This is a genomic window from Candidatus Methylomirabilota bacterium, assembly GCA_027293415.1.
Lineage (GTDB): Bacteria > Methylomirabilota > Methylomirabilia > Methylomirabilales > CSP1-5 > CSP1-5.
This window is the reverse complement of record JAPUFX010000089.1, coordinates 1-16,429: the sequence shown is the minus strand read 5'-3', so window position 1 is coordinate 16,429 and position 16,429 is coordinate 1. Positions and strand designations below refer to the sequence as shown.

The 16,429-nt window shown below is 58.9% G+C and carries 18 protein-coding genes; 7 read left to right on the top strand and 11 right to left on the bottom strand.

Features of this window, described 5'->3' with window-relative positions; all coding sequences use genetic code 11:
• Positions 1-3,201 (bottom strand): DUF255 domain-containing protein (locus tag O6929_06915; protein ID MCZ6480117.1); only part of this gene is annotated, 3,201 nt, incomplete at its 3' end.
• Positions 3,202-3,657: 456 nt separating this feature from the next.
• On the opposite strand from O6929_06915, the gene O6929_06910 reads away from it, so the two are divergent.
• Both O6929_06910 and O6929_06905 read left to right on the top strand, forming a co-directional pair.
• Positions 3,658-3,996: a hypothetical protein gene (locus O6929_06910; protein MCZ6480116.1), complete on the top strand. Its 339-nt coding sequence runs from the start codon at positions 3,658-3,660 to the stop codon at positions 3,994-3,996.
• Between the two features lie 123 nt (positions 3,997-4,119).
• Positions 4,120-4,575, top strand: coding sequence for a hypothetical protein (locus O6929_06905; protein ID MCZ6480115.1), 456 nt, complete (start codon positions 4,120-4,122; stop codon positions 4,573-4,575).
• Here O6929_06905 and O6929_06900 read toward each other — a convergent pair.
• Positions 4,572-4,751: a hypothetical protein gene (locus tag O6929_06900; protein MCZ6480114.1), complete on the bottom strand. Its 180-nt coding sequence runs from the start codon at positions 4,749-4,751 to the stop codon at positions 4,572-4,574. The genes O6929_06905 and O6929_06900 overlap by 4 nt on opposite strands.
• A gap of 176 nt (positions 4,752-4,927) precedes the next feature.
• On the opposite strand from O6929_06900, the gene O6929_06895 reads away from it, so the two are divergent.
• Positions 4,928-5,503, top strand: a complete 576-nt coding sequence (locus O6929_06895) for a tetratricopeptide repeat protein (protein ID MCZ6480113.1) — start codon at positions 4,928-4,930, stop codon at positions 5,501-5,503.
• Positions 5,504-5,645: 142 nt separating this feature from the next.
• Here O6929_06895 and O6929_06890 read toward each other — a convergent pair whose 3' ends face one another.
• The 9 genes from O6929_06890 to pabB form a co-directional block, all read right to left on the bottom strand.
• Entirely contained in the window at positions 5,646-6,269 is a 624-nt protein-coding gene (locus O6929_06890; protein MCZ6480112.1) for a hypothetical protein, read from the bottom strand.
• 128 nt (positions 6,270-6,397) lie between these two features.
• Positions 6,398-6,973, bottom strand: coding sequence for a thioredoxin family protein (locus O6929_06885; protein MCZ6480111.1), 576 nt, complete (start codon positions 6,971-6,973; stop codon positions 6,398-6,400).
• Positions 6,974-7,035: 62 nt separating this feature from the next.
• Positions 7,036-7,407, bottom strand: coding sequence for a DUF2784 domain-containing protein (locus tag O6929_06880; GenBank protein MCZ6480110.1), 372 nt, complete (start codon positions 7,405-7,407; stop codon positions 7,036-7,038).
• A 47-nt stretch (positions 7,408-7,454) separates the two neighbouring features.
• Complete coding sequence (locus O6929_06875; GenBank protein MCZ6480109.1) at positions 7,455-9,662, bottom strand: thioredoxin domain-containing protein; 2,208 nt, start codon at positions 9,660-9,662, stop codon at positions 7,455-7,457.
• A gap of 232 nt (positions 9,663-9,894) precedes the next feature.
• Entirely contained in the window at positions 9,895-10,038 is a 144-nt protein-coding gene (locus tag O6929_06870; GenBank protein MCZ6480108.1) for a hypothetical protein, read from the bottom strand.
• 42 nt (positions 10,039-10,080) lie between these two features.
• Entirely contained in the window at positions 10,081-10,293 is a 213-nt protein-coding gene (locus tag O6929_06865; GenBank protein ID MCZ6480107.1) for a hypothetical protein, read from the bottom strand.
• A 28-nt stretch (positions 10,294-10,321) separates the two neighbouring features.
• Positions 10,322-10,720 carry a hypothetical protein gene (locus O6929_06860; GenBank protein MCZ6480106.1) on the bottom strand — a complete coding sequence of 133 codons (399 nt, stop codon included), beginning with the start codon at positions 10,718-10,720 and terminating at the stop codon, positions 10,322-10,324.
• Positions 10,721-10,863: 143 nt separating this feature from the next.
• Positions 10,864-11,220, bottom strand: a complete 357-nt coding sequence (locus O6929_06855; GenBank protein MCZ6480105.1) for a 4a-hydroxytetrahydrobiopterin dehydratase — start codon at positions 11,218-11,220, stop codon at positions 10,864-10,866.
• 74 nt (positions 11,221-11,294) lie between these two features.
• Complete coding sequence (gene pabB / locus O6929_06850) at positions 11,295-12,725, bottom strand: aminodeoxychorismate synthase component I (protein MCZ6480104.1); 1,431 nt, start codon at positions 12,723-12,725, stop codon at positions 11,295-11,297.
• Positions 12,726-12,973: 248 nt separating this feature from the next.
• Between pabB and O6929_06845 the strand changes: the two genes are divergently transcribed.
• The 4 genes from O6929_06845 to O6929_06830 all read left to right on the top strand — a co-directional run bounded on the left by O6929_06845 (position 12,974) and on the right by O6929_06830 (position 16,350).
• The gene (locus O6929_06845) at positions 12,974-14,281 is read left to right on the top strand and encodes a hypothetical protein (GenBank protein MCZ6480103.1); all 1,308 of its coding nucleotides are present in this window, start codon (positions 12,974-12,976) and stop codon (positions 14,279-14,281) included.
• 165 nt (positions 14,282-14,446) lie between these two features.
• Entirely contained in the window at positions 14,447-14,941 is a 495-nt protein-coding gene (fae, locus tag O6929_06840) for a formaldehyde-activating enzyme (protein ID MCZ6480102.1), read from the top strand.
• Positions 14,942-15,007: 66 nt separating this feature from the next.
• A complete protein-coding gene (locus tag O6929_06835) occupies positions 15,008-15,883 on the top strand; it encodes a methylenetetrahydromethanopterin dehydrogenase (GenBank protein MCZ6480101.1) in 876 nt (291 codons plus the stop codon).
• Between the two features lie 125 nt (positions 15,884-16,008).
• A complete protein-coding gene (locus tag O6929_06830) occupies positions 16,009-16,350 on the top strand; it encodes a formylmethanofuran dehydrogenase (protein ID MCZ6480100.1) in 342 nt (113 codons plus the stop codon).
• Positions 16,351-16,429 lie beyond the last annotated feature (79 nt).

Here is a 16,429-nt window from a genome sequence, read left to right as displayed (position 1 = left end):
CGACAGATCCTGCAGCTGATCGGCCCAGCGGAAAAAATTGTCGGGCGAGAGGCTCCCTGGCGACGGTCTGATACCTGGAGCGAGCTGACGGCGCCACTCCGCCTCCAGATCAGCCACCACCTTGAGCTGGGCATCGACATCAATTGCCTCAGCCTCTATATCAAAGCTCGCCAGGCGCAGCATGCGGTTGCCGACGATGGCATTGAGCGGCCGATTCACCAGGACCGCCGCCCCCGCCTCTATGGCAGCCTCAAGGACCGTTTGCTGGTTGTCCGGCCCGGTGTTGCCCTCCAGGACACCACCCCCTTCGAACAGGTTCATCGGCACCTGAAGGACCCGGAAATGATGGCCGGGGCCTCCGGCTTCTCGGGCCGCGTCCAGCATGTGGCTGAGCGAAGTCGCCTCAGGGTCCGAAGCGGGCGAGACCGCCGTATTCGAGGAGACACCGTACCATCGGATCGTGCCCACCTCGACCTGGCTTTCGAAGAAGGCAAAAGCATCCCGGAGTCGCCGGTAGAACTCTGTCCGGAGGTCCTCCAGAGACCCGCGGCCTCGCTTCTTGGCGTCGGAGAAAAAGTACTCGGGATTGTGGAGCAGGCAGACGTCCAGGGTGTCGAGCTGGAGTCGTGCGAGCGAGCGCTCGAGTTGCTCGCCGAGGAACTCGGGATGGATACAGTGCCAGCAGCCATCCATGTATTTGATCATCTCTGGAAAGGATTGGCCGGCTGCCTCCCGTTCCTGGGCCAGGACCAGGTTTGTCCCCTGCACGTAGCCGATCTTCGAGACAACGATGACTTCCTCACGGCGCAGCTTTCCGGCCCGTACCAGCGCGCCGAGTGCGATACCGACGCAACGTTCGCTTCCGCCATCCATGTAGTTGGTAGAGGTATCAATCAGATTGCAGCCAGAGAGTAGGGCCTTTTCGAGGGCCTCGCGGTGCCTGGGAGTCTCATCGTCAACCCGGTAGCCGCCAAACCCAACCTTGCTGGTGGTGAGGCCGGTCGAACCGAGCGGGACGTAGCCCAGGGCGGGGAACCGAGCGGCATAGGCGGCGGTATCGCCCGGGGTTGTGCTGCCTGCCAGGAAGGTGCCGACGACCGACCGCCTCATGGTTTCCGCGTCCGCGGTGGGAGCGCTCAGGGCCGGGGCCACCAGCGCCGGATCGGTAATGGGCGCCTGGCAGGCAAAGTTCTGGCAAACATAGAGTGCGGCCTTCCCGTTGACAAGTCCCTTCCCTTCGAGCAGCGGGAAGGAGGGAGAGTCGCCCGAAGACGGATCGTAGTGGGCGATGATCCTGTTGGGGAGGTAGTGGCGACCAACTTCGCGCCGGATCGCTTCAAGACGAGTCTCCCCGCTACTCCCGATCAGGGCCAGCTCAAGCGGCCCATCCAGGAGCAGATCCACCACCGCCAGGCTCTTGTCAAAGGCATGGGGGAGGCGGTTAATCTGTTTGCCGTAGGCGGTAATGGCCTGCTCCGCTGCGATCCGCAGATTTTCGCGGTCCAGGTGGAACGAGAGGCGGGCGAGCGCAGAGGCGGCCACGGCGTTCCCGGCTGGGGTGGCTCCATCGTTTCCCTCCCGATGCCGCACGATCAGAAATTCGTGGTCCCGCGCTGTGGAGTAGAAAGCCCCGCTCTCCTCGTCGAGAAAGTCGGCCAGAACGATCTCGACCAGGTGCAGCGATTCCAGGAGGTAGCGGGATGCACCGCCTGCCTCGTAAAGGTCGATCAGCCCCTCGGCGAGGTAGGCATAGTCCTCGAGGTAGGCATCGAGGTGCGCCTTGCCTGCCCGGTAGGTCCGGAGCAGTCGGCCATCCGCTCGAACGAGGGTGGTGAGCAAAAAATCGGCGGCACGCGTGCCGGCATCCAGATATCGCCGGTCACCGAGGACGCGATATCCCTCGGCCATCGCGCTGATCATCAATCCGTTCCAGGCGGTGAGGATCTTGTCGTCGAGCCCGGGTGGGATCCGCTGCCCCCGGGCCTCGTAGATTATCGGCCGTGCCCGATCGAGCGATGCCTGAAGCGCCTCGGGGTCGATATCGAGCCCGGCCGCGACTTGATTAATCGTGCGGCGGACGTTGGCAATGCTCTTTCCCTCCCAGTTTCCCCTGGGCGTGATGTCGTAATAGGCGCAGAAGCGCCGCGCCTTCTCCTCGCCAAGGATTGCTTCGATTTCGTCTGGCGCCCAGACGAAGAATTTCCCCTCCTCCCCCTCGGAGTCGGCGTCAGTGGCGGAGTAGAAGCCGCCCTCGGGAGCGGTCATCTCGCGCAAGATGTAGTCCAGGACTTCGGTAGCAATGCGCTGGTACAAGGGACCGCCGGTGACCTGGAAGGCCTCGAGGTAGGTCCGGGTAAGGAGTGCGTTATCGTAGAGCATCTTTTCAAAATGCGGGACGAGCCAATGCTCGTCCGTCGAGTAGCGGGCAAACCCGCCGCCGATCTGGTCGTAGATCCCTCCCTGGGCCATAGCGTCAAGTGTCTTGAGGGCCATGTGCAGGGTACGGTTGTCCCCGGTGCGCTGGTGATGGCGCAGGAGGAGCGAGAGTTTCGTTGCGGCGGGGAACTTGGGGGCGGGACCAAATCCGCCGTGGGTGGCGTCAAAGGTTTCGGCACAATAGGAGACGGCCGCGGCGACTTCCGCCTCACCGACCGGCATAGAGGCGAGGGAGCGTGACGACTGGCGGAGGTGTTCGGTCAGCTCAGCGGCCTGTTGCTGAACTGTCTCGGGGTTGTTTTCCCAAATTTCGGCAATCCGTCGGAGCAGGGTGGGGAACCCGGGGCGACCATATTTGTCTGTCGGGGGGAAGTAGGTTCCCGCGAAAAATGGCTGCTGCTCGGGGGTCAGGAAGACCGTCATGGGCCAGCCCCCTTGCCCGTGGTTGAGCGCGAGTGTGGCTGCCATGTAAATCTCGTCGAGGTCGGGCCGCTCCTCTCGGTCAACCTTGATGCAGACAAAATGCTTGTTCATAAGCGCGGCGATGGCCTCGTCCTCGAACGACTCGCGTTCCATGACATGGCACCAGTGACATGTGGAGTAGCCGATACTGACGAGGATGGGACGGTTTTCTATCTTGGCGCACTGGCGGGCCTCCTCCCCCCAGGCATACCAGTCGACCGGATTATGGGCGTGCTGTAATAAATACGGACTGGTCTCGTGGATCAACCTATTGGTGTGCCGCGGCGCAGCCTCTTGGCTCATTATGGTACTCCTTATACTCCTTATGATTCCGCTGGTTCCAGGGGACCGGTGTAAAGGGTCCAAAGGTGAGAAAAGTCCGGCAAGTCCTCGGTGTAATATCTTGTGAGGCCGGCAGGGTGGGCAGTGTGAGCGCCGCGAGACCGTGACGGTGAATAGCGTGTTAGCGACTGAGAACAAATATACTTAACGGCCGCGAGGCCGACGAGAACTTACGTTGGGACCTTTCTCTCAATGCGACTTTACCGGAACGTCGGAGGGGTGTCAAGAACTCGTGTCGCGCGGCGAAGGCGCGGTTTATCGGGGTGTGAGGGGAAGAGGCGAGGATTGACAAGGGGAAGAAAACTGGCTATCCTCAAAGGATGAATCGGCCTGAGCGTGCAAAGACTCTTAGATAACTGCAGGCGAGGCAGGGGGGAAGTCACCTCCCCCCGGTTATTGTTTGGGAGGAGTAGAGCGATGACGATTCAAGAATTAGTTGCCATGTTTCCGGAAATCCCCCAGGACCTTCGCGGGGAGCCACTCCTTGCCCAATACGCGGAGGCCTTCAAGGACCAACTCCAGGTTGCGAGGAACCCCGGTGCCTGTTCGGCCCAGCATGATCCAGCCAACCAGTACTATCTCAAACTGATCGGTCCCATCCGGTTATACTGGTACGGGCTTTCCACCCGGGAAAGGGTGCTCAAGCAATTGCAAGAGATGCTCGATCAGCACCGGGCCGACCCAGCCGGATTCGTCGCAAGCCTCGTGCCTGACAACACTGCTGAGAGCGAGGTAAAGGGCCCGGGCTGCTCGTGAGACTTTAATTTTCGCGCCCAGAGACCCCTTTTTCATCCTCGACATAATTACGGCTCGTGTCTGGCGACACAACTCGGCGATTGAATGTGTCGCCCAGAATGTCGTTTTTCGGGAGAAGAAATCATGAGCCAGCCACCAGATATCTTTGGTCTCATACGATATTTGGCGGAAGAAAAAGAGCGGATGGCGAAACAAAAGCCCCCCGGAATCCCCGCCTTCATTGATTGGAGAGATCAAACATACGTCGGCAGTATTCAAGAGATTGCTCCAGACTACAGCAGGGAAATTGTCCTACTCAATAAATCGCCCCAGCCGGTTTCCGACGAATTTAAAAATGCGGTCTTGGCCTTAGACAAAAATAGGCTACGTTTGACGGCAGAATCGATGTTCGATTTGCGGGCGCGGATTCATATCTTGAAAAGATCTGAAGAGAGATTGATGGGACTCACCGAGGGTCAACAGGAGTATCTGCAAAACGAGGGGGTGGAGGTCACCGAGGAAACGACCGGGGAAACGATGACCGCCTTCAGTCCGAAATACTACGCCGATCCCGATTATAAAGGAATAAGCAAGAATTAGGGTTTCTTTGCACGGAGGCGCTCGATGAGCGCCGTGACCTCGTCGAGGCGGGTACGGACCTCTGCCTCTGTCCTGGACACCTCTTCGGGCGGCGCGCCTTTATCGACCGCATCCTCGAAATCCGTCACCGCGATACCGAATATTTTTAGCAACCGGCGGGTCTCCTCGCTTGGCATGGCTCCCTCCTTTTGCAGCTGGACAAGCCCGACAATTGATAGCAACTCCCAGTTTTACCCTGTCCCCACTGGCAGCTACCATGATAAGGATGCCTCGATGGGATCGCAAGCCCTTTTCCCCGTCTCTCCACTTCTCCTTTGTTGACGTTCTGGAAATTCAAGCATAGTATCGAGCTATGAAGCACGTGGTTTTGCGAATGAATTGCATTATTGCAGCCATAGTTCTGGCCGCTGCGGCGTGCCTTATGCCCGCCGCTTGGGCAGGCCAGACCGACGAACGCCTGGATGCCCTGTTTGACCGCCTTAAGACCACCCACAGCGAGACCGAGGCGGCGGCGCTCACGTACCAGATCTGGGTTATCTGGCGGCAACCCGAAAACGACATCGTTGACACCCTCATGTCCAAGGGTATCGAGGAAATGTCGCGCCGCGACTACGAGGCGGCGGTGGACACCTTCAGTGAGGTGATCAAGCTCGAGCCGGACCTGGCCGAAGGATGGAACAAGCGGGCCACCGTCTACTACCTGATGGGCGAATATGAGGCGTCGGTGCGCGATATCGAACGGACGCTCGCCCTCGAGCCACGTCATTTCGGGGCGCTCTCGGGACTCGGCTTCGTCTATATCAGCCTCGGCGACAATCGAGCGGCGATAAAGGCCTTCGAGGCGGCGCTCGAGATCAATCCCTATTTGCCTGGCGCGCGAGCGCGCGTTGAGGAACTGCGTCGGCGCCAGCGCCGCAAAGCCATCTGACGGCATACCGATCCCTGCGCATCCCACACCGAATCTGCCCATAATCCTCAATTAGCTCGAATCACCATTGCTGCGAAAAAATGAAAAAGGCTGCGGGATGCGACCCGGTGAGACGGTTGTGCCAAAAGGAAGGGAGAAACGGCTACTTAAGCTTTACTCCACAAAGGTAACAATGACTGGCACGCCCGAGTATAAGGCCTTTTTTGCAATTCACACACCTGGATAAAACGAAATAGATCGATGTGAATGCTCCTCCGAAAATAATGCCGATCAGTTTTACTTCGCTGTCACTGAATCCCTTTGCATCGAGGAAGACGAGTACAACGATGGTCAGAGGAACGAAAAGCGCAAGGGCAATGTTTCCCCACCAACTGTTTCTCTTGAACTTTTCTTGCAGTTCTCGGATTTGGTTCTCACTCAAGTTGACTTGACGCGACTCTTTCGGAACTCTTTTCAGCGGCGCTGCACATTTCGGACAGTAATCCCAGTGTGTACTGGCAAAAAGCTGTTGAAGGTCCCACCGTTTCGAGCAGGCAGGACAACGCCAGACCTTCCAATTGAATCGGATTAAAGCCAACCCCATCAAAAGCCAAAAAATCACCAGTCCTTTAAGAAAGCCCTCATCTTTGATGTATACAAGGAGAAAGAACGACGCAAAGAAAAAGACAAAGAAAGTCACATTGGCAAGAGTGACCCTCCGTCGTAATTCCCGGAATTGCTCCTGAAGGTGGATTTTCTCTACGTCTGTGTAGTGCTGTTGTGGCATATCCCCTGCTCGCGGACCTGGTCACTGCACCCATCTCAGAAAGGCGCATGCAGGGGACATGCCACTGCCTTACCTATCTGCGTTTTTCCAACCGATGGACAGGGATGAAAAAGCAGGGAAGGCTAACTTTAGGCGTAGTCTGGCTCATTGCCAGGCTTCCACTTGACACCGCAGCCCACGCTGGGCTTTTGATCTTGGGGGAGGGGCCCACCCGCAAGGGCGGCATCCAAGGCTGCGCGAAGGTCCTTCCCGGTCACCGGAATGTCGTTCTTCGGACGGCTGTCGTCGTATTGCCCCCGGTAGATGAGCTTGCGATCCTTGTCGAAAAGGAAGAAATCCGGTGTACACGCGGCCCGATAGGCTTTGGCCACTTCCTGGGATTCATCAAAAAGGTACGGGAAAGTAAAGCCGCACCGCTTGGCGGCCTCGGCCATTTTGTCGGGGGCATCATCCGGATACCGCTCGACATCGTTCGAGTTGATCCCCACGACCGCCACCCCCTTGCTCTGGTACTCTTTGACCAGCTGGACGAGATGCTCCCGGAGATGCAGGACATAGGGGCAGTGGTTGCAAATGAACATCGCCAGCAGGGTAGGCGCATCGGCGAAATCGGCAAGCGAGGTGATCTTTCCATCAGTGTTCGGAAGCGCAAAATCCGGGGCTTTCGCCCCAAAGGGTAACTCCATCGTCGATGATATCGCCATGATCCCTCCTTCAGGTTGCCTACACGTTTTCTGCCTCGCGGTGTGTGACGGTGCCCTCCTGATCAAGCCTTGCTCTTTGCGGCGCGGCGCAATACCCATCCATAGATTCCGAGATTAATCCCCAATACCAAGAGACCCAGGGTAATCTGCAGCTGTCGCGTGAGATGTGTGGGATAAAGGACCGGCAAAATGTAGTGCTCGATAAAGCTGGACCGATATCCGACCGCCCCACCTCGTGCCCGGAGCCAGTTCTCAAGCGGCGTGAGTGGACAGATCCAACCCGTAAATTCAATGAGTGCACCCCACAGAACCACCGGAACGTGTAACCAGGCACACCGCTTCCACCTCAGGACGAAGAATCCGCCGAGTACTACGAACAGGACGAAGGCAAAATGCACCATCACTACGAAGTCGGCCAGAACGCCATAGAGCATTCTCTGGTTCTCCCATCTGGCTCCGTTCTCAGCCGGTTTCACATCGGTCAGTGGGGAATCTGCCGCTCGAAAGTTTGGACCAGAACTGTGACCGCTTCCGGCTCGGTAGTGGGAAGCGAGCAGGAAATCCCCACACAGACGTAGGCCTGTGGCGTGCCTTTCGCGCGCGTCGCTTGCATGGCCGCAGCGATCGGCGGGGGGAGCTTTGCTGCCTCCTCAAGGGCCGGATCATAGGCTGCCACGATCTTTCCGGGCCGAAAGGCTTTCAGGGCGGCCTGCCACAAGGCCAGGGTGCGGGGGTCGGATCGGGGGCCAATGATGGCCACATGGGCCGGAGGGTGTAGGTGAAGATCGACTGCCAGGGCGTAGGTCGAAGCGAATATCCCATTGTCGGGGGCAGCTACAGCGAATGTCTCCAGGATCTGCTCGGCCCGCTTGTGATACATGTTCGCGTTTGTCAGCAAATACAGTTCGTTCAGGACCAAGGCCGCCATGGCGTTCGGCGAGGGAAAGGGGGTGTCCGTAAAGGATTTGGAGGGGCGCTTGAGGAGACCCAGGGCCGTCGATTCGGGTCGGAAGTCGAAGAAGGCATTCCCGGTCTCGTCCCAGAAGGTGCGAAGGGCCTGATCCATCAATTCTCTTGCCGTCTTGAGATACCGGACGTCTCCCGTGACCTGGAAGGCCTGGAGGAGGGCTGCGGTGATCCACACGTAATCGCTGAGGAAGCCGGGGGTGTGGGGTTTCCCGTCGGAGAGGGCGTGGTACAGTCCCTCTTCCCGCGAGTAGATGCGCGTGAGGAGATAGTTCAGGCTTTTCAAGCCAAGAACCTTGAGCTCTTCCCGGCCCAGGACCTTGTAGGCCTCGAGGTAGGCGCTGATCATCATGCCGTTCCGGTCGGCGAACAGGGTCTGGTTCACAAAGGGTGTCTTCCGCTTTGTCCGTGCCTCGATCAAGCGGGTGTTCCCACTCGCGATGAGGGCCTTGACCTGACGGACAGGAAGGGAAAGGTCCCGGGCGATCTGCTCAGGTGTGGACGCCACCCAAAGGACGTTTCGTCCGGGAGTCTCCCGCATGTCTCCCTTCTCATCGATGGCGTAATGTCGTACGAGGACCTCTGCCTCATCCTTTGACAGCGCTGCCCTCACTTCCTGGATGGTCCAGGTATAGTAGGCCCCATCGTCCCCAGGACCTATATCCGCATCCTGGTCCGCGTAAAACCCTCCCCGTTCTTGATCGGACAGGACCGCGTTCGTGTAGACAATGATCCCCTCGGCGACCTCCCTGTAGCGCGCGTTCCCTGTTGCCTGGTAGGCGCGAAGATAGTTCATGAGCAGTAGGGCATTTCCCGTAGTGAACTTCTCAAAGTGGGGAATACGCCAGGCCCGGTCAGTGGTGTACCGGTGAAACCCTCCTCCGAGTTGGTCGTGGATTCCTCCTTTGGCCATCTCGTCCAGGGTTGTGGTGGCGATCCTGAGCATCTGCTCATCGCCCTTCTCCGCGTATGTCCTGAGGGCAAGTGCGATTGACCCGGTGTGGGGGAACTTCACCGCCGGCCCAAAGCCTCCGTGTTCCTCATCGAAGAAACGGGTCATTGACTGGATAATGGCTTCGACGAGCTGGGGGGAGAGGGGAGCCTTCCTGAGTCTCTCAGCTTCATGAGTGGACAGCGCCTTGTACAGCTTATCGGCAGTCGTCAGGATCATCTCTCTGCGGTCTCTATAGAGCTCGGCGAGCTTGGGGAGCAGCCTCTTGAAGCCCGGCCGCCCGAACCGGTCATCGGGGAAAAAGGTTCCTCCGCCGTAGAAGACCTTCCCTTCGGGGGTCATAAATACCGTGAGGGGCCAGCCACCGTGGCCCGTAATGGCCTGCACCGCCTGCTGGTACCGGGCATCAATATCAGGCCGCTCGTCCCGATCTACCCTGATGGCGATGAATGCGTTGTTTATCAGCTGTGCCACCTCGGGATTGCTATACGTCTCGTGGTCCATCACGTGGCACCAGTGGCACCAGATCGCTCCAATGTCCATGAGAATCGGCCGATCCAGCTCCTTGGCCAGTCGAAAGGCTTCTTCCCCCCAGGGATACCAGGCGACCGGGTGGCTTGCCGCCTCCTGGAGATATGGACTGGACGCACCGGCGAGCTGATTCGTCAACTTCTGCCCGGCCTCAATGGGAGGGGTGGCCACAAGGGTGAGCGCGGCCATGATCCCTGAGACGCAAATCCACGATCGGAAGGTATCCATATAAGTTTTCACAGGTCCCGACAAGCCCTTCAGGGGTGGCTGGTGCTTGGCAGCCCCCAGATGACCCGGTCACTATTTGTTCATCTAGCCTACGGACGTCATCGGAACAGGTCAAGAGAAAACCTTATTTTTTCAGCGGATTCGGGAATATGTTGCTGAAATTTCAGTGAAATTCGAAATAAAGTTGAGAATCTGACTTATTGAATTTTTTGGATGGAAGAGAAGAAAGGTGGGTAGCTTCAGGTCATAGTCCCTCGTTGGCTGTCTCGGCCTGGAGGCGATGGATCGCCTCCCAGTAACGGTCATCGCCCGTCGGCGGAGGGAGCTTCTGGATTGTAAGCACCAAACGCCTATTTAGATCCACGCGGGCCAGAACGTAATCGCCCACGTGGAAATCGTGGAGGTCCACCGACCCGGGGACCCGGAGGCTTCACGTGGACCTCCCACCCTGATACTCCCAGATAGCCATCTCGCGATACCTTGGCTCGATCCGTTGGATGAGCCCTTCAACCCAGACAAGGTATGCATGGCGGGCAAGGGCGACGCCTGTGAAGAGCAGCACCGCCGTAGTGACTGCGGTGAAGCAAAAAATTGTTGTTGAGGCGGCGCCTTCCCGGGCGACTTTGGTGTGGAGTAGGGACATCTCTAGTTCTGTGGTGAGGAATTTCGGTTTACGGTTTCGAGAAGATGGTTTTCCTGTTCTCGTCAAAGAACAGGAGGACCGGTCCTTTTTCTACCACTCCCATAGCCACGCGCCGTTTCTGGGTCGTGTCGAGGAAGAAGAGGCCTGGCCCTTTCTGCACGATGCCTAAAACCGCGCGCCGCGTCCCTTCTGCGTCGTAGAAAGCGAGGTGTGGCCCGTGCTCCGCCATGCCAAGCTCCGCTCGTACCTTCCCGTTCGCGTCCATGAGGACGAACCGCTCTGCCTCAACCTTCCATTGGACCTGGGGTTTTGCTTGGCCGATCAGCAGAGTAGCTCCGGCGAGAACCATGACGACAAGGCCCGCCCGCTTCAGGCGGCGGTTTTGCTTTTCCAGCGTCTCAAGCCTTTCAAGCACGGACGTTTCCATGTCACCCCTCCATGTGACGATACCAAATAGCAGTCAGCAATCAGCATGTTCCAAGCTGTCAGCCCTCAGCATCTGCGAAACTCGGATGTAGACCTACGTGTAAGCAAGCTGACCGCTGATAGCTGATCGCTGGTTGCTAATTCCTAGCGGACCCACTTGTTGGGTGTCCCATCCATGGCCGAGCCTTCCTCGGGGCGCCACACGGCCGCCTTCTCGATCATCTTGGCCATGTCGAAGTCGCGGTCGGTAATGCCGCCAGAGGCATGGGTCCGGAGCTTGACCCAGACCTTGCCCCAGGTCACCTCGAGATCCGGATGGTGCCAGGCCGCCTCTGACAGAAAGCCGATGGCATTCACCAGCATCAAGGTGGTCGGCCACCCATCAGTGTTAAACTTCCGTCGGATCCAGCGCCCTTCCAGATACCACTCGGGGAGCTCCTTTTCCAGGCGCTTTATCACCTCGTCATCCATGATCACCGGCAGTTTTTTCTCTCCTTCCATCGTATGATCCTCCCTGTAAGGGTTCACCGTTTTTTCAGAGGTCCTAGCGTCGCTGTCCGATTGCCCCCTGGGGGTCAGGAAAAGAGAGCCTCGATCAGTGCCTTGGCTTTCACCAGCGTCTCCTCGTACTCTGCCTCGGGGTCCGAGTCAGCCACGATGCCCCCCCCCACCTGGAAGTATGCCTGGCCGCTCCGACAGATCATGGTGCGGATGGCGATGTTCAGGTCCAGGTCTCCGCCGAAGTCCAGATATCCAATGGAGCCAGTATAAATTCCCCGGCGGGTGGGCTCGAGCTCCTCGATGATTTCCATTGCCCGGATCTTTGGCGCCCCTGTCACGGACCCACCCGGGAAAGAGGCCCGGATGAGGTCGATGCGGTCACGGTCCGGCCGCATTTGGCCCACAATCCTGGCGGTCGTCTGAAAAACCGTCGCGTATGTCTCGAGCACCCGTAAGGTTGGTACTCGGACGGAGCCGTACTTGCAAACCCGGCCCAAATCATTGCGCGCTAGGTCCACGATCATGACGAGCTCTGCCTGGTCTTTCACGCTGCTCAGGAGTTCCGTCCGCAAGTACCGATCCTCGTCAGGGCTCTTCCCGCGGGGACGGGTTCCCTTCATCGGGCGGGTCTCGACTTTCCGGCCCCGGAGTCGGAGGAACCGTTCGGGTGAGGCCCCGACGACGGCGAAATCGCCATAATCGAGGAAGCAACCGAATGGCACTGGATTGATCCGATGGAGGCGCCGGTAAAGCACAAATGGATCCCCGTCAATTGCCGTGGAAAAGCGCTGGGAGAGGTTAACCTGGTAGATGTCCCCGGCGGCGATGTATTCCTTGGCTTTCCGCACCGCATCGAGATATCCGTCCTTGGTGAAGTTGGCCTGGAGGCCGCCGATCGGAGGTCCCATCTCCCCAGGTGATATTCTCGGCGCTCGCCACTTCGAAAGCCACTCCAGCCTGCGAATCAGTTCCTCCCCCCGCGCTCGCGCCCGACGGTAGGCCGCGTCTGGGTTGAGCTCCGGCAGACCGGTCGAAACGACATACAGGCGTCCTTTGAGATGGTCAAAGACGAGAGCGCGATCGTAAAGACCAAAGCGGCAGTCCGGAACCTGCAGGTCATCCGTGGTGAGACAGGGGAGTCGTTCGATGTGGCGGCCCAGATCGTAACCAAAGTGCCCGACGGCTCCCGCGAGAAATGGGACGGGTTGTACCCGCCAGCAGACCTGGAAGCGTTCGAGGAGTGCACGGAGCGCGTCAAAGGGATCTGCTCGGAAGGTGACCGAGTGGCCGTCTTCCCGGATCTCGATCTCTCGTCCCCGCGCCCGGAACGTGAGAAAGGGATCGGCGCCGAGAAAGGAGAAGCGACCGAGCTGAAAGCGGTTCATTCCGCTTTCCAGCAGGAAGCTCGAGGGGGCCTCCCGAAATAGGGCAAAGGCCTCTCGGGGGGAGATGTCGAGCGGATACTCTTTCAGAAAAGGGGTCAGGGTCGGAGGGGCAGCTAGCATCTCTCTTCTTCTCGGTGCGTATCCGTTCATCCGGACAGCCGGTGCGACTGCCCGAGGTCTTTCATACTAAGGGAAAATATAACGGGATTATAACGCCACCACCATGGAGCCTGCAAGTCCAAAGCGGGTGCCCCGGCGTGGGTGTTCTGGCGGGGTTTGACACAGGGTCGCGGCTGCCGTATCATCCGTGGGCCTAAAAATCTCGCGAGGCAAATCTCGCCACCCCTGCTCATGGTTGGGGAGCAAATATGCTTTGGCCAAGGTCTGTGCTTCGCTTTCCTCCCCGGAGGCAAATTCTCCTGGCCTCCCGGCCCTTCCGCTATCGTGGCGGGCGGCTCTGGATCGAGGAGGTGCCGTGGGAAAAGATAGTTGCAGCGCTCGGCACCCCGGTTCTGATTTACTCTCGAGAGCGACTCTTGAGCAACATCGCCTCCCTGGAGAAAAGTATCAGATCCCTGCCCATTCCCGTCCGAATCCATGCCGCACTCAAGGCCTGCACCCTTCCTGGAATTGCAGCCATTCTTCGAGAGGCCGGCCTCCAAGTCGAGGTCATGTCGGATTTCGAATACCTGCTCAGCCGGAGGGCAGGCTTCACCGCGGATCAGATCGTGGTGAACGCACCGGCGAAAGAAAGCCGCTTCCTTGCCCAAGCCGTGGCCGAGAAGGTGGCCCTGATCAACGTCGAGTCAGAGGAAGAGCTACGGGCCATAGACGCTCTGGGCAGGACACGCGGGGGTCCCGTCCGGATCGGGGTCCGCGTCAATCCACCCCTCGGGCCAGAGCCCTCTCCCGCGTTTGGCGGTCGCGGGTCCAAGTTCGGATTCGACATCGACTCCGGCGATGCCCGCCGGGCGGTAAAGCGTGCCGCCAACCTCCCTGGGGTGGATCTCGTGGCTATCCACTGTCATGCGTGGACCCGGCAGTATTCTCCTCGTCGGTACCTTGCCGCGGTCCGATCAGTCCTCCGGTTTCTGGCCGAGGTTGAGCGCGAGATGGGTCGCCGGGTTCCCGTAATTGACCTGGGGGGAGGGTTCGGCAGCCGGAACATGCTGGAGGCTTCCGGGCATCACATCGCCGATTTCCTGATCCCCGTCGGAGAGCAGATCCGGCGGCTGGGGGGTGAGCGGGAACTCCTCTTGGAGCCGGGTCGCTATCTGCTCAACGATGCGGCTGTCTGCATCGGCCAGGTCTTGACCCGGAAGCGAAATGCCGGCTGTCGGTGGGTCTTGACGGATGCGGGATCTCACATCCTCCCGCTCCGGGAAAACATCGAATACTACGTTATGACCGCCCACCTGAATCGGGGGCGTGAGCGCTACTGCGTCGGCGACGCCCTGTGCATCCCTTCGGGGGTTTTGCCAGGGTCCTTTCCTCTGGGGGAGATCCGGGTAGGGGACAAGTTGGTCATCTTGAATTGCGGAGCCTACACCTTCTCCCTCGCGCGGCACTTCGGAGGTCTCGCCCCGGCTGTGGCGATAGTGGAGGGGGATACATGGAGGCTGCTGTTCCGGCGCCGGTCGCCAGAAGAGTGGTTGAAGTGGATCGATGATCAGTAATCCCGGGTTATGCGGAATATGCCGAATTCTCATGCCTGAGACCCAAAAAAAGGGGTTGACAAAGAAGGAGCTTTCGGATACGAATTCACCATCTTCTACAGCCTATTTGGAACGGGGTTTTAAAGCGGAGGACACTCCAACCTTCATCACACAAGGAGGGGAACGATGGCTTCAATAATGGTCGGGGAATCGTTGGTCGGCGATGGCAACGAGGTGGCTCACGTTGACCTCATGATCGGCCGAAAGGATGGACCGGTCGGAATTGCGTTCGCTAATCGCCTCGCCACGCAAACCAGTGGCCACAACGGGCTCTTAGCGATTCTCGAGCCGAACCTCCCGACAAAACCCGATACGGTGCTATTCAATAAGGTCACCATCAAGGGGGCGACTCAGGCGGTCCAGATGTTCGGCGCGGCTCAGATGGCGGTGGCCAAGGCCGTCGCGGATAGCGTTGCCGCAGGGGTCATTCCAAAGAAGGACGCGGAAGATCTCTGCATCGTCTGCGGGGTCTTTATCCACTGGGAGGCCACGGACAACAAGAAGATCTTCACGTACAATTACCAAGCCGTCAAGGAGTCGATCGAGCGCGCCCTTGCAGCGAAGCCGGGGGTCGACGAGGTCCTGGCCAAGAAAGATACAGCAAAGCATCCCTTCGCGTAACCGATCGAGTCGTTTTCAAATCGAGGTCCCCGAAGAGGGGATACGTTTGTCTTGAGGGCAACTATCGTGGAGCGGAAGCATCTCCTGTATTTCTTTACGACCGATGCCGCGCCCAGCCCCTTTGACATCAACATGGCCTACGACGCGGGCTTCCACGCGGTCATCCCTTACGGGAACGTGAACGAGGAAACGGGGAGCCTGCTCGTCCAGGACATCATCTTTTCGCGCGGTCCAAAAGGGGCCAAGTTCACGGCTCTCTTCGTCGGTGGAGACAACCTTGAGACCGCCGAGAAGGTTCGTTCGGCCGCTATTAAGAGCATGTTCCCGCCCTTTCAGGTCTCCGTGATGATCGACCCCAAGGGGGCTTACACCACCGGGGCCGCCCTCGTCGCCAAGGTGGAGAAAGCCCTGGGGGGCCTGAGCGGGAAGAAGGCCGCGATCCTAGGAGCCACGGGCCCGGTCGGCAGAGTGGCCGCGACCCTCTGCGCACAGAGCGGCTGCACGGTGGTCGTCGGGTCGCGTTCCCGAGAGTCGGCGGAGCGGCTGGCGAAGGGGATCAGGGAGAAGGCAGGCGGAACGGTGACAGGGGCTCAGATGGGGACAGATGAGGAAAAGCTCCCCATCTTGAAGGGGGTCGACCTCATCCTGGCGACGGCAAAGGCGGGTGTCCTGATCCTCCCACGATCGCTCCTAGAGGGGCTGCCTCCCGACAAGGTGGTGGCCGACGTCAACGCGGTTCCGCCGAGCGGCGTGGCGGGGCTCAAGCCCGACGACGATCTGAAAGAGATTGCCCCCGGGATCAGGGGAATCGGGGCCATCGCCATCGGGACCTTGAAGTACGGGGTCGAGATGGAAATGCTCGAGACCATCAGGACTTCTAAAGAGTTTACGGATCTGGACGACGCCTCTGCGATGGAGATCGCGAGGAGACGGCTTCAGTAGGAATAAAAAACAAACTGTGAGCCCCTTTTTAGAGCTCAGCGGCTGGCGTCAGCCAAGACAGGGGGCTTATGTTTATGGGGTAGATTGTGTTATAATTCACAATCCCAGGGACCAAAGGACCGAATGTGGCTAAGTCGTTTGTTTTAATCACCGGTCGATCGACGAAGCAGGGGCGAACCATCCATCTCGGCAAGGAGGCGAAAGAGTACATCGAGGAAATCAGCACCCTTGAGATGAACCCCGCGGACATGGAAGCCCTTCAGGTCAAGGACGGGGACCGGGTTCAGCTCAGCACCACACATGGCTCGAGTGTGGTCCGGTGCAAGAAGGGGACGGTGCCGCCGGGGCTTCTGTTCGTCGCGTACGGCAAATTTGTCAACACTCTGGTCGGACCGGACACGCAAGGGACCGGGATGCCAGATACGAACGGGTTCCAGGTGGAGGCCAAAAAAGATGACGGCGGTTAAAGAGTTGACGGTGGTGAAGGACGTCACCTGCCCCTTCTGTGGGGTGACCTGTGACGATTTGGAGGTCCACGTCGACAAC